The 13466-nt window shown below is 66.9% G+C and carries 12 protein-coding genes; 4 read left to right on the top strand and 8 right to left on the bottom strand.

Annotated features, from left to right (window positions below):
• Window positions 1–41: 41 nt before the first annotated feature.
• Both D573_RS0106580 and D573_RS0106575 read right to left on the bottom strand, forming a co-directional pair.
• Window positions 42–239, bottom strand: a complete 198-nt coding sequence (locus D573_RS0106580; RefSeq protein ID WP_018146324.1) for a DUF3185 family protein — start codon at window positions 237–239, stop codon at window positions 42–44.
• A 23-nt stretch (window positions 240–262) separates the two neighbouring features.
• Window positions 263–514 carry a GlsB/YeaQ/YmgE family stress response membrane protein gene (locus D573_RS0106575; RefSeq protein WP_018938007.1) on the bottom strand — a complete coding sequence of 84 codons (252 nt, stop codon included), beginning with the start codon at window positions 512–514 and terminating at the stop codon, window positions 263–265.
• Between the two features lie 411 nt (window positions 515–925).
• Between D573_RS0106575 and mltF the strand changes: the two genes are divergently transcribed.
• Entirely contained in the window at window positions 926–2392 is a 1467-nt protein-coding gene (gene mltF, locus D573_RS0106570) for a membrane-bound lytic murein transglycosylase MltF (protein WP_018938006.1), read from the top strand.
• Here the strand turns inward: mltF and D573_RS0106565 are convergent.
• The 4 genes from D573_RS0106565 to D573_RS0106550 are packed head-to-tail and all read right to left on the bottom strand — an operon-like array spanning window position 2379 to window position 5132.
• Window positions 2379–3473 carry a DUF3524 domain-containing protein gene (locus tag D573_RS0106565; RefSeq protein WP_018938005.1) on the bottom strand — a complete coding sequence of 365 codons (1095 nt, stop codon included), beginning with the start codon at window positions 3471–3473 and terminating at the stop codon, window positions 2379–2381. The two genes, mltF and D573_RS0106565, sit on opposite strands and share 14 nt — an antisense overlap.
• A 53-nt stretch (window positions 3474–3526) precedes the next feature.
• Window positions 3527–3904, bottom strand: coding sequence for a DsrE family protein (locus D573_RS0106560; RefSeq protein WP_018176524.1), 378 nt, complete (start codon window positions 3902–3904; stop codon window positions 3527–3529).
• Window positions 3905–3940: 36 nt separating this feature from the next.
• Window positions 3941–4501, bottom strand: coding sequence for a carboxymuconolactone decarboxylase family protein (locus D573_RS0106555; RefSeq protein WP_018938004.1), 561 nt, complete (start codon window positions 4499–4501; stop codon window positions 3941–3943).
• Window positions 4491–5132, bottom strand: coding sequence for a TetR/AcrR family transcriptional regulator (locus D573_RS0106550; protein ID WP_018938003.1), 642 nt, complete (start codon window positions 5130–5132; stop codon window positions 4491–4493). Before D573_RS0106550 ends, D573_RS0106555 begins: the two co-directional genes overlap by 11 nt.
• Window positions 5133–5197: 65 nt before the next feature.
• On the opposite strand from D573_RS0106550, the gene D573_RS0106545 reads away from it, so the two are divergent.
• Window positions 5198–5923 (top strand): hypothetical protein, encoded by a 726-nt coding sequence (locus D573_RS0106545; RefSeq protein WP_018938002.1) that lies wholly within the window; start codon window positions 5198–5200, stop codon window positions 5921–5923.
• 27 nt (window positions 5924–5950) lie between these two features.
• Here D573_RS0106545 and D573_RS0106540 read toward each other — a convergent pair whose 3' ends face one another.
• Window positions 5951–9181 (bottom strand): EAL domain-containing protein, encoded by a 3231-nt coding sequence (locus D573_RS0106540; RefSeq protein WP_018938001.1) that lies wholly within the window; start codon window positions 9179–9181, stop codon window positions 5951–5953.
• Between the two features lie 237 nt (window positions 9182–9418).
• Complete coding sequence (locus D573_RS0106535; protein ID WP_018938000.1) at window positions 9419–9739, bottom strand: high-potential iron-sulfur protein; 321 nt, start codon at window positions 9737–9739, stop codon at window positions 9419–9421.
• Window positions 9740–10032: 293 nt separating this feature from the next.
• On the opposite strand from D573_RS0106535, the gene D573_RS0106530 reads away from it, so the two are divergent.
• Complete coding sequence (locus D573_RS0106530) at window positions 10033–10575, top strand: hypothetical protein (protein ID WP_018937999.1); 543 nt, start codon at window positions 10033–10035, stop codon at window positions 10573–10575.
• 121 nt (window positions 10576–10696) lie between these two features.
• The gene (locus D573_RS0106525) at window positions 10697–13456 is read left to right on the top strand and encodes a cation-transporting P-type ATPase (protein WP_018937998.1); all 2760 of its coding nucleotides are present in this window, start codon (window positions 10697–10699) and stop codon (window positions 13454–13456) included.
• Window positions 13457–13466 lie beyond the last annotated feature (10 nt).

Raw genomic sequence — 13466 nt, 5'->3', positions numbered from 1 at the left:
GAGGCGGACCCTACCGCCTCGGGAAGATCACGCCAACCGCATCACATTTTCGAGGTCATCAGGATCAGGCCGATCAGCGCGGCCACGCCGCCACCGATAAGCAGCGCGAGGGTGCGCCGGGTGAAGCGGCCAAGGAACAGCCGCGCCGCGCGCTCGCGCATGCCGAAGGCGTCCTGAACACCGACCAGGGCGGCGATCAGGCCGCCAACCAGCAGGATGATGCCGAGGATCTGGATCATGAGAACTCCTTGGATCGGGTGGATCAGGCCTTTCGGATCAAGCCAAGCAGACCGAGCAGCAGCACGGCGCCCACGGTGGCGGCGGCAAGGCTGCCGATCAGTCCGGCTGCCTGCACCCCGAGCTGGGTGAACAGCCAGCCGCCGAGGAAGGCGCCGATCACGCCAACCACGATATTCAGCAGGATGCCCTGCCCGGACCCGTGTACCAGCAGGCCTGCGAGCCAGCCGGCAATGCCGCCGATGAGCAGGAGGAGAAGAAGGGATTCCACGGGCATGTTGTCGCGCTCCTGGCAAGTGACGGGCGATTGGATCGCGCGGATGTCGAGGTGTTCCCCCTGGGCGTCACCGATCGATGCGCATGCCCGCGCTCGAGTTGTTGATCGGTGTCGCCCTGGGCCTCAAGGATGCCCGCTGGGTTGGGCGGAGCCTTGGGCCTTGTTCCTGGCCGCGGTCGTTCGCTCGGCGATGGGCCGGACTTCGACTGTACAGGGCGTGTCGCCCTTGTGCCCACCGGCACGGGTGAGCCGAACATCCGTGAACGGATGCTTGGTGATTCTGCAACCCCGCGAGTGTGGGTATTTTTGAGAACCATTCCGCAAAACCCTAGTCTCTGTATCGGACATTCATGGATCCGTCATGGAATCGGTTGGCGTTTGACGCCGGCTGCCGACGGGAAGGAAACCGGTATGACCGAAGAATCGAAGCGCACGGGACGGGTCACTCGCTCCGCGCGCTGTGGGCGAGCCTTCCGGGCATTGATCCCGGCGGCCCTGCTGGCGTTACTGGTCGGGTGTGGTTCGGAGAACGGGCAATCCGGAACGATGGTTTCCAACGCGGCTGCGGGCGATCGCCTGGCCTCCGTGGATGAGACCGGAACGCTGCGCGTGGTGACCCGCAACGCACCCACCACCTGGTACTTTGACCAGCATCTGGAGACGTCCGGCACCGAGCACGACCTGGTCGAAGGCTTTGCCCTGGCGCATGGCTGGAAGGTGGAATGGGTCATGGCCGACTCGGTTTCCGGTGTCCTCGATGCGCTCGAATCCGGCGCGGCGCACATGGCGGCAGCGGGTCTGACCCATCTGCCGTCGCGTGACGAGCGCTTTCGCCGCGGTCCGCACTACATGGAGGTGAGCGAGCAGGTCGTCTGCCATCGCGACTTGTCCGGCTTGCCGGGTTCGACGGACGAGCTGGAGGGCGTCGATCTGGTCGTCTCGGCCGGCAGCAGCTACGTCGAAACCCTGGAGGAGGCACTGCCGGAATCGGTCGAGTTCGAGGTGCGCGAGATTGGAACCGAGCGCCTGATGGCGCAGGTCGCCCGGCAGGAGATCGGCTGCACCGTGGCTGATTCGCACATCGTGCGTTACAACCGCCGCTCCTTCCCGCATCTCGACATCGCCTTCGATCTGTCCGCGCCGCGCGCGCTGGGGTGGTATGTCGATCCGGAGCATGCCGAGCTCGCCGAGCTGGCCGCCACCTGGATGCAGGGCGCCGGTGGCCGCGAGCTGCGCGACCTCGTGGACGAGCGCTATTACGCCTACATCAACCAGTTCGACTTCGTCGACCTGCGCGCGCTGAACCGGCGCATAGAGGATCGCCTGCCCCAGTACCATCCCCACTTCGAGGAGGCGGCCGAGCGCACGGATCTGCCCGCGGATCTGCTGGCTGCACTGGCCTATCAGGAGTCGCACTGGGATCCGGAGGCGCGCAGCCCGACGGGCGTGCGCGGGCTGATGATGCTGACCCGTCGCACCGCCGAGTCGCTGGGCGTGGATCGCCTGGACCCGGTGGAGAGCATCGACGGCGGGGCCCGCTACCTGCAGCGTCAGCACGGGTTGCTGCCGGATGACATCGTCGAGCCGGATCGTACCTACCTGGCGCTGGCGGCCTACAACATCGGCCGGGGTCACTTGCTGGATGCGCGCCGCCTGGCGCGCGAGCTGGGACGGGACCCGGATCGCTGGGCCGACATGCGCGAGATCCTGCCGCTACTGACCGAGGAGCGTTACTACAAGGATCTGCGTTACGGCTATGCGCGCGGGTATCAGCCGGTGTACTACGTGCAGCGCATCCGCAATTACCGCGACGTGATCCGCCCGGTGTTCGTGGCCGAGGACGAGATGTCGGATCGGGTCGTCGTCAGCCGCGATTGACCCGTGACCCCTTGCGCTCGCCCATAACGAGGTCGTCCAGCATCCCTTTCCAGTCCGGCTCCAATCGGCCCGGCGTCCACGCGCGGACGTCGGGTGCGGGCGGGGCGCCTTGTTGCAGCCATGCCTGCAGGCGCTGCGTCAGCGTGTCGACATCGCCTTGCGGGTAGCGACAGGCATCGGGGTATTGTTCGCGGTAGGCCAGGGCATCCGGGACCAGCGGTGTGGCACCAGCGGCGCTGGCCTCCAGCACTGCCAGGCCCTGGAACTCGTGCCGGGCGGTACTGACGACGATGCCTGCGCGGCCCAGTAACGCGTCGTATTCGCTGCGGGGCAGCTTGCCATCGGCGATGATCCGGTTCCCCAGGGCCTCGCGCAGCTTTTGCAGGGGTTCGGGGGCGTTCGCCGGCCGCGGCCCCAGCAGGGCAAGACGGAAATCCACGCCCGACCCGGCCAGCGTCAGCATGGCCTCGGCAAAGACCTCCGGGGCCTTGTCGTATTCCCAGCGGTGATTCCAGAGGATCAGGCCCGGATCGCGAGTGCCGCCGGCCACGGCCGTTGGCTGGATCGGCACCGGGAGGATCGCGCTGCGCTGCGTCAGTCGGTCCCGTATCCCGGGAGGTACCGCATCCGGCATGCGTCCGAGCAGGGTCGCCATCCCTTCCAGGAACGAGTCGCGGTTGAACGCCGAGTTGAAGGCGATGCGGTCCGCGGCCAGCGCCGCATAGATCTGCACCATCTGCGGGTCCACCGAATCCACCTGTTGCGGGCCCAGCGGATAGGCAAACTGGTTCTCGTGCACGTAGTAGAGCGTCGGCAGGGCGGCGAGATGCGGATGGAGTCCGCGCAGGGTGGCGAGATCCACCATCGAGGTGGCGATGACTGCGTCGGCTTCCGTGGTCGCCAGTTCGTCCAGCCAGGAGATCGGGTTGCCGCGGATGCGCCAACGGAAGTGGCGCCCCGGCAGTTCCAGTAGCCGCCAGTCGAACGCATCGAAGGTGCTGGTTAACCAGTCCGCCCAGGCCGCGTGGCTGTCGGCGCGATAGGCGGACAGCAGGAGGATGCGCTTGCGATGGTCCGGCACGCCCCTGTACGCCTCCGGTCGGAGAGGGGCCACCGGTGCGGCCCCTCGGGTGATTACCAGGTCAGGACTTTGCCGGCCGACCCCAGCGAAGGCAAGGCCTGCGAGGGCGTAAGCAAGGGGAGGTCCGGGTAGGCCAGATCCGATTCATCCATTCCGTTCAGCTCAAGCGATTGCCGGCAGCCCATCATCTGGACGCCGTTGTCCATGGCGTTCTTCATGAAGTCGGCGATGCTCTTGCCGCCCTCCATGGGATGGATGTTCTCGGCGACGCCGGTTTTCAGCAGTTCCGTGGCCGGCCCGGTGAAGTACATGATGACGTTCTGTTCGCTTGCGGCGGCGGTGGCCGCCAGAAAGAAGGCCGACGGCAGACGGCGCTTGTTCTCCGGCCCGGTGATCATGATGACAACAAGATCGGCGGTTTCTTCGCTCATGTTGGTTTCTCCTTCGGGGACATTGGGACGGCGCGGTTATGCGCCCGGTGCCGTCCAGCGCTCGCCGGCCATGGGCTCGTCGACCGGGGTGCCGGCGATGTGGTTGGTGTAGTTGGACAGGGTCTTCAGGCCGATCGCCAGGATCACCTCCAGCATCTGCGGGTGCGTGTAGCCGGCGTCCAGGAAGGCCTGCTGGGTGGCCTCGTTGACCCAGCCACGCTGTTCGATCATGGCGCGGGTGAACTGGCGCAGCGCCTCCAGCTTCGGGTCGTCGATCGGTCGGTCCTCGCGCAGCGCATCGACCACGCCGTCCGGAACGCCGGTCATGCGGCCGGTCATGCTGTGCGCGGCCATGCAGTAGTCGCATTCGTGATAGCGGCTGACCGTCAGCAGCAGGGTGCACTGCTCGGTCGGGCTCATGGAGGTCTGCTGCAGCAGGGTATTGAGGGACAGATAGGCCTCCGCCAGGGCTGGCGCGCTGGCCATCTTGCGGATCAGGTTGGGGACCATGCCGAAGGTCTGCTCGGCCTGCTCGAAGGCCGGCTTCGCGTCGGGGGCGCTGGCGGCGTCATGCAGGGGGAAGTGTTCATCGCTCATGGTGGACCTCCGGGGTCGGGTTGAGCAGGAGCGCCCCGAGCGCGGGGCCCAGGCGCAGGATCGTGGTCGGATCCTGATCGGCCTTGGCCATCACCAGGATCCCTTCCATCAGCGCCAGCCACTGTTCGGCGGCGGCCGCGGTGTCGGTTTCGGGCGGAAGCTCGCCGTTCTGTACGGCCGCGTCCAGCACGGCGCGAAAATGTGCGGTGACCGCATCCAGGTGCTTCCGGATCGCCTGGCGCAGGGCCGGGTTGTGGGTACCCATCTCCACCGCCAGGTTGCCGAAGGGGCAGCCGGGCAGCTGTCCGGATTCCGTCTGCATCCGCGCCTCGAAGGCATGGATCGCGTGGACGAACGCGTCGATGCGAGCGCGGAGCCCGTTGGCGCCCGACAGCCCGGGGATCAGCACGTCGCGCTCGAAGTCCGCGTAGAGCGCGTCCAGCATCGCCAGGGTGAGCGCCTCCTTCCCGGGGAAGAAGTGGTACAGACTGCCCTTGCGCACGCCCGCCTGCGCACAGATCTCGGCAATGCCGACGGAGGCGTAGCTGCGCGTGACAATGAGGTCGCGGGCGGCCTGCAGCAGGGCTTCGCGGCTTGCACCGCGGGTGTCGTTGGGTGTGATGGCTTCCATGTCTTTGCACACTAGTTGACCGGTCGGTAAAGTGCAAGAACGACACCTTGTACGGAGACGAGCCAATGACGCGCGAACGGGGTATACAGGATGGGGACGAGGGTGGCGTGGCCATCCCGGCGCACTACGCCGAATCCTGGGCGGATGGCTTTGGGGTGCGTGGCTGGAAGCTGGATCTGCCAGGACGCGGCGCGGACGTGATCGCGGCGACGCCCTTTGCCGGCGAGCGCATCCCGACGTCGGTGTTCGTGCACGACATCGTGGATCATCACTTGTGCGGGTTTGCCCTGTCCGGTTATCGCGACGAGGCCGGGGCATTGATCCAGCTGGCGCAGCGCACGGGTTCCGATCCGGTCCCGGACTTCGTTCAGATTATCGACGAGGATTTGATGCCGGGCGCTTTCGAGAGCGATGACTGGCGCGAGCTGTTGCCCGCATCGCTGGTCGCGACGGTGGAGGCCGCCGCGGATACGCGTTCCGGGATGGCGCAGTTGCGCCAGCAGTGGGGTGACGGGGTGCTGCGCGCGCTGTGGATTGCCGGGTTCGTCGAGACCGGCTGGAGACTGGCGGATGCGGCCCGTGCCGGATGGGAGTGCCACGGCCTGGAATACGCGGCCCGGGGTGCCACTGCGTTGGCGCTGCAGCGGCTGTTCGAGCGGGTCGACGCGAGCGTCCTGGAACAGGGCTGGATACAGGCGGAAGGCGAGTTCCGGGTCGCGACGGATGCCGTCGGCTTTCGTTTCGAGGGGGGTGGGGCGGAGCTCGTTGAGCGTGTCGAAGTGATGGACTGAGCCGCTTTCCGGAAAGGAACGCCGGTTCTATTCCGTGTCGCTCCGTTCGCGGGGGATCTCCAGGGATGGCCGGTGCAGGTGATAGCCCTGCGCCATGTCCACGCCCAGTTCGGCCAGCATCGTGAGGGTCGGGCCGTCTTCCACGCACTCGGCGACGGTGCGTTTGTCGAGACCGCGGGCGACATCGACCATCGCGCGGATGAAGGCCTGGTTGTCGCGGTTGTTGGGCAGATCGCGCACGAACATGCCGTCGATCTTGAGGATCTGCACGCCCAGGTACTTGAGATAGGCGAAGGTGGAGAAGCCGGAGCCGAAGTCGTCCAGGCAGACGGTGCAGCCGGTGTGCTGCAGCGCCTCGATGAAGCGCTGGGCGTCCTGCATCTCGGACACCGCGGCGGTCTCGGTCAGCTCGATGATCAGCCGGCGGGGTTCGACCGCATGCTGTTCCAGCTGCTGGGCGATGTACTGCGGAAGGCTGGGTTCGTCGAAGCTGCGCCCGGAGATGTTGATCGCGATGCCGGCGATCGTCGGGTCGCCGGCCAGGCGGGCGATGCTCTCGCGGATCACCCAGCGGTCGATATCCAGGATCTGGCCGGTCTTCTCCGCGATCGGGATGAACTGGCCGGGCATGGCGATCTCGTCGGGTTTGGTCGGGTCGCGCATGCGCACCAGGGCCTCCAGGTGGTGCAGGTGGCCGTCATTGATGGCGTAGATCCCCTGGTAGTGCAGCTCCAGGTGGCCCAGCTCCAGGGCCGTAGCGATGCGCTGGCTCCAGGACATCCGCTCCAGCATGTGCTCGGCGGTGTTGCGGCTGCGGTCGAATACCGCCCAGGTGTTCTTGCCCAGGTCCTTGGCCTGGTACATCGCGGTGTCCGCGTGGGCCACCAGATCTTCGACGTTGTCACCGTGCTCGGGGTAATGGGCGATGCCGATGCTGGCGGTGAGCCGGTAGTTCTGGCCGCGGAAGCGGAACGGGATCGAGGCGATCGCGCGGCCGACGCGTTCGGCCAGCTCGATCGGTTCCTGATCCGATTCGCGGTCGACCAGGATCGCGAACTCGTCGCCGCCCAGGCGGGCGAAGATGTCCTGGCTGCGCACCAGTGCCGCGATCTCGCCGGCGGCGCGTACCAGCACGGTGTCTCCGGCGCGGTGGCCGAAGGTGTCATTGATGGTCTTGAATTCGTCGAGATCGAAATACAGCAGGGCAAAGCGGCCGCTGCGGCGGCGTTCGCTGTGGATCATGTGTTCCAGGTGCTTCTGGAAGTGATGGCGGTTGTAGAGCCCGGTCAGGGCATCATGCTCGGCCAGATAGACCAGCTGCTGGGCGGTCTGGCGCTCGTGGGTCACGTCCTCGTACAGCCACAGGCGGCCGATCGTGCGCTCGTCGGTATCGTGCACCGGGTAGGAGACCTGGGTGAGGATGCGCCCGTCGTACAGGTCGACCTCGAAGCGTTCGCTGATCTCGTGGGTATCCAGCACGTGCAGCACATGGCGCGAGGCGTGGTCCGGCCGGGCGAAGCGGTGGGTGGAGTGCTCCAGCACCTCGCGTGAGGCCCGTCCCACCAATTCCAGTTGGTTGTCGATGGCCCACATCCGGCGGAAGGCCGGGTTCACGTATTCCACGCGGCCGTCGCGGTCCTCGAACAGGATGCCGATGCTCATCGCGGAGAGCAGAGCGGCCATGCGCCCCTGTTCGCGCTGGGTCAGTTCCAGCAGGCGGGATTGTTCGTCGCGCGAGGTCTCCAGCTCGGCCAGGGCCTGCAGCAGCGCCTCTTCGTTGCGCTTGCGCTGGGTGATGTCGTGCGAGATCGCCACATACCGGGCCGTCTCGCCGCGGGGCGCCACCATCTGCAGGGAGATTTCGACCGGCACATCGAAGCCGTCGCGATGCCGGTGGCTGGTATCGAAGCGGAGCTGGTCGCGTACGCCCCGGCGCAGCGGCTCGATCAGCTGACGAAAGCGGCCTTCCGGGAAGTCCGGCTTGATATCAAAGGGGTGCAGGGTCAGCAGTTCCTCGCGCGGGATGCCGGTCTGGTCCACTGCTCCCTGGTTCACGTAGATGAAGCGCAGGGTCTCGACGTCGAACAGGAAGACCGCGTCCAGGGTCAGATCGAGGGTGGAGCGAAAGGCCTCCAGTTCGTCGGTCTTGGCGCGCAGGCTCTCGCTGGTGGTGACCAGTTCGTCGGCATCGATCACGTGGCCCTGGATGTACCGAAGCCGGCCCCGGTCGTCGTAGGTGCCGGCCCCGCGTTCGAATACCCAGCATACCCCCCCATCCTGCCGCATCATGCGCCACTGGATCTGAAACTGACCGGAGCGCTGAAGGCCTTCCGAGACCTCGCGCCATACCCGTTCGCGATCATCCGGATGGACCAGATCGCCGAACGTCATGCGGCCCTCGACAAAATCCCCGCGCGGGTACCCGGTGAGTTCCTCGAGCGCGCCCTCGGCATTGATCACGTCCCAGCTCGGGTTGTTGCGGCAGCGATAGACGAAGCCGTTGATGGTGTCGAGGATGCGCAGCAGGTCGTCGCCCTGCTGGGTGCCCAGGGTACGGGTCAGGCTCATCAGTGCGATGCCGGCGAGGAGGGCCGTGAACATGCGCAACAGCTGTACCGGCAGCCCGGTCGCCTCGAGGAAGTCGCCATAGGTTGGCAGCCAGCCGGGCAGCCCCGGATCGACGGTCCCCGGGAACGGGGTCAGCAGGGCATAGCCGAGGAAGGCCAGTGCCAGGGTGGCTACGGCCGGATAGTGGCGGCCATGATCGCCGGGTTGCGGGGCGCGCAGGGCGGGGCGCCGCAGCAGGAACCAGAAGGCCAGGCCGACGAGCAGCGCGCCGGGGAAGCCGACCAGGTAGCGCCCGCCATTGGCGAGGCCGCGGCCCGGATCCTCCGCCATCCCGATGACGAGCAGCAGTCCGGCGACGATGACTGGGTACAGCCACAGGGCATCCAGGCGGATGCGCGCATGGCTGGCGATCAGGGCGCGCCGTCCGAATTCCAGCAGCGGCACATAGGAGAGCAGTTGCCAGGTGGCGTTGAGCCACAGGTCCCGGGCGGGCGGATAGTGCAGGCCTGCGGCCTGCAGGAACTCGTAGGTGCCATGGACCAGGCCGAACAGGGCCAGGAGCCAGAAATGCCGGGCAAACGGCAGCGTGCCATCGCCCCGCGGCAGGACCAGGGCGATCACGCCCAGCGAGAAAAACGCCAGGCCGTAGACCAAGTAGAGGATGGTGAAAGCGGCGGGCGAGAGATCCATCAGCGGCCGACTCGCGAGTCGGGGCGTGGGTCGCCGGAGGCGATGCGGCGAGACGGCCGGGATGAGTGGTCAGGCACGCACATTCCTTTCGGCCACGTTCGGCAAGGGTGAGGCCGGTTTACGGAATTGAGGGTCTAGCTTGCGGGGAGGTGCGGCGGGGATGCAAGTCGCAGCGGGGGAGCGCTGCGGGAGGCCAGTGTCCGGCCCGGACACCCGGACCGGACGGAGGTGTCAGGATCAGGCCCCGACGTACTCGTCACACCAGCCAGCGGCGTTCACCTGAACGCCCTGGAAGTCAGCGTGGAAGCACTGGCCCCATTCGGCGTCACCGCTGCCCCAGAAGGCGCAGTTCTTGCACTTCTCGCCTTCCGAGTAGTCCTCGTGACCGGCAGCGTCTGCTGCATTGTTCACGTAGTCGTGGCGATGGCCGTCCTCGGCCTTGGGGTTGTCGGCCTTGGCCGTGGACATCCCAGCCATGCTGATCACCGGGATGGCCGCCACGGCCGCGGATGCCTGACGCAGGAACTTTCGACGATTTGCATTCGGTTGGTCGGACATGAGGTCCTCCGTTTGCTTCTGAGTGGATGGTTCTTCTTGTTGCTTGGAAGAGCGAACTTCGCCTTTTCGGGTTGGGCGGGTTCACCCCCTTTGAGGCCTTCGGCCGCCGAGGGTTCCCCTGAATTTTTCAGGGATCAGGAAAACCCGTCCGGGGTCGAGCTTCGGCTGAGAGATGCAACTGCGGGGAGGAAAATTCCATTCCGGGCCACGCGTTCCGTGAGCGCGTGATGAAGATCACGCCATGCTGGTCTACCATTAGCGTCTGCTTATTCATGTTGATCAGGAGGTGTGCGATGCAGCACAAGAAGACGATGTCGATGTTGGCCCTGGGTGCATTCGTGCTGGTGCCGTTCGCGCAGGCCAGCGCGGTCGAGCGCGGCATGGAGCCCAGTGTGGCCCTGCTGGGCGGGGTGGTTGCGCCGGATCTCTCCGATGCCAGTTCGGATGCGGCCTATGGGGTCGAGATCGGTGCCAACTGCCAGTTGTTTCAGCCGGCCACCGGGGTGCTGCGTCATCACTTCAGCGTGAGCCGCTACAGCGACGACCCACTGAAGATGACCAGCGCCGAGATCAACAGCCACTGGATGTTCGAACCGAACGAACGTCTGTCGCTGGGCTTCGGTCCGGGCATCGGTTACGTGCGGGCCGAACTGGACGACGAGACGAACGGCCTGTGGGCGGCCCAGGTGGGCGGCAGCCTGAAGTACCAGCTGGATCGCCAGTGGTTCCTGGGGCTGGAGGCGCGCTACCAGTTCACCGAGAACGACCGTTTCGACGGCCGCCGCGCGGATGCCGACAACATGCGCGTGATGGGCAAGGTCGGGATGCAGTTCTGATCCTTTCGCCGATGCGGCAGGCAGGCATCCAGGGATACACCGATCAGGGTTTCCCTGGGGCTTGCCGTTCCCCGGGTGCCGGGGGACGATAGGGCAGCGCTGACATGCGAATGGGTTGCCCATGGCCGAACTTTCCGACCCCCAGTCCCCCCGCGCGGATCGCGATGTCCCGGCATGGCACAGCCAGAACGCGGATGCCGCGTTCGAACACTGGGGGACCTCGCGCGAGGGGCTGACGGCAGAACAGGCCGAGGAGCGCCTGGCGCACTACGGCCCCAATCAGTTGCGTCCGCCCGAACGGGCGGGTGTTCTCCGGCGCTTCCTGCGCCATTTCCACAATGTCCTGATCTACATCCTGCTGGTAGCCGCGCTGGGGACCGCGCTGCTGGGTCACTGGGTGGATACCGGCGTGATCCTGGCCGTGGTCCTGATCAACACGCTGATTGGGTTCGTCCAGGAGGGCAAGGCGGAGAAGGCCCTGGATGCCATCCGCCGCATGCTCTCCCCGCGCGCGCTGGTGGCGCGCGGCGGTGAGCGGCGCGAGATCCCCGCGGAGCAGCTGGTCCCCGGGGACGTCGTGTACCTGCAGGCCGGGGACCGGGTGCCCGCGGACCTGCGCCTGTTCGAGACCAAGAATCTGCGCCTCGAGGAGGCCGTGCTGACGGGCGAGTCAGTGGCGGTGGAGAAGGACACCGCCGCGGTAGAGCCGGAGGCGGACCTGGGGGATCGCCGCGGGATGGCCTTCTCCGGCACGCTGGTCGCCTTTGGCCGCGGTATGGGCGTAGTGGTGGCGTCCGGCGAGCACACCGAGATCGGGCGTATCTCCACCATGCTCGGCGAGGTCGAGGGGCTGGAGACGCCGCTGGTGCGCCAGATGGAGCAGTTCGGCCATTGGCTGGCCGCGGTGATCGTGGTGATCTCGATGGCCACGTTTGCCTTCGGCTACTGGGTGCGCAGCTATCCGCTGGACGAGATGTTTCTGGCTGCGGCCAGCCTGGCGGTGTCCACCATCCCCGAGGGATTGCCGGCGATCATGACCATTGCCCTGGCCATCGGGGTGCAGAAGATGGCGCGGCGCAATGCCATTATCCGCCGCCTGCCGGCGGTGGAGACCCTGGGTTCGGTCTCGGCGATCTGTTCCGACAAGACCGGCACGCTCACGCGCAACGAGATGACCGCCCAGACGCTGCGTATGGCCACCCGCGAGATCCTCGTCAGTGGCGTGGGTTACGCGCCGCAGGGTCAGTTCTCCGAGGACGAGCGGGACATCGACCCGGACGACGACGCGCTGTTGAGCGAGGTGCTGCGCGCGGGTCTGTTGTGCAACGACGCCCGGCTTTACGAGAAGGACGGCGACTGGGTGATGGAGGGTGACCCGACCGAGGGCGCGCTGATTACCCTGGCGCGCAAGGCCGGGCTCGACCTGCACCTGGAGAGCAAACGCCACCCGCGCATCGATGTGATCCCCTTCGAGTCGGATCACCGCTACATGGCTACGCTGCACCACGACCACGAGGGGCACGCGCGGATCTTCCTGAAGGGCGCGCCCGAGCGTGTGCTGGAGCTTTGCGACCAGCAGCAGGTGGATGGCGAGACCCGCGAGGCGCTGGATCCGGAACACTGGCACGCGGCGATGGAGGCGGTGGCGGCCCGTGGCCAGCGCTTGCTGGCGGTCGCGGTGCGCGAGGCCGAAGCGGACGGTGGCGAGCTGCGTTTTGACGATCTCGAGGCCGGTGGCTTCACCCTGCTGGCGCTGGTGGGCATCATCGACCCGCCGCGCGAGGAGGCCATCCGCGCGGTGGCTGACTGTCGCGCGGCGGGGATCGACGTGAAGATGATCACCGGGGACCACCTGGCCACTGCGCGGGCGATCGGTGAGCAGCTGGGGCTGGGGCGGGATGCCGAGGCGCGTGCCGGCCACGAGCTGGATGCGCTGGACGATGCCGCGCTGGCGGAGATCGCGGAGCGCACGGATGTCTTTGCGCGGACCTCGCCGGAGCACAAGCTGCGGCTGGTGAAGGCGCTGCAGACGGGCGGACGGATCGTCGCCATGACCGGCGATGGGGTGAACGACGCCCCGGCGTTGAAGCGCGCGGATGTGGGCGTGGCCATGGGCGGGAAGGGTACCGAAGCGGCCAAGGAGGCCTCGGAGATGGTGCTGGCGGACGACAACTTCGCGTCCATCGCCCATGCGGTCGAGGAGGGCCGCACGGTCTACGACAACATCCGCAAGGCGATCCTGCACATGCTGCCGACCAACGCCGGGCAGTCGCTGACCATCATGATGGCCATCCTGATGGGCCTGGCGCTGCCACTGACCCCGGTGCAGGTGCTGTGGGTCAACATGGTGACCTCGGTCACGCTGGCGATGGCGCTGGCCTTCGAGCGCGCCGAGCCGGGGGTGATGCAGCGCCCGCCCCGCGCGCCGAATGCCCCGTTGCTGTCCGGCTTCCTGCTGTGGCGCATCCCGTTCGTTGCCTTGCTGCTGTGGGCCGGCACCTTCGGGCACTTCGTCTACATGGAGAGTCTTGCCGGGGTCGCCGACGAGGTCGCGCGCACGGTGGCGATCAACACCCTGGTGGCCGGACAGGCGTTCTACCTGCTGAATCTGCGGCTGATTCACCAGCCGGTGCTACCGGGCGGGGAGCTGTTCCGCTCGCGCGCGATGTGGCTGGCGATCGGGGTGCTGGTGGTGCTGCAGCTGGCGTTCACCTATGTCCCGCTGATGCACACGCTGTTCGGGACTACCGCCATCGGTGCGGACGACTGGGCGCGCATCCTGGCTTTCGGGCTGGCGGTGTTCGTGATCGTGGAGCTGGAAAAGCTGGTGGTGCGTCAAGTGATCGCGCGCCGGCGCGGGGTGGCACCGCAGGCCGTGTGACACGCACCCC

It is taken from the genome of Thioalkalivibrio sp. AKL9 (genome assembly GCF_000377825.1).
In the GTDB taxonomy this organism is placed as follows: Bacteria; Pseudomonadota; Gammaproteobacteria; order Ectothiorhodospirales; family Ectothiorhodospiraceae; genus Thioalkalivibrio; species Thioalkalivibrio versutus.
Note: the sequence above shows the minus strand (reverse complement) of the source record. Positions and strands in the feature narration are given on the sequence as shown.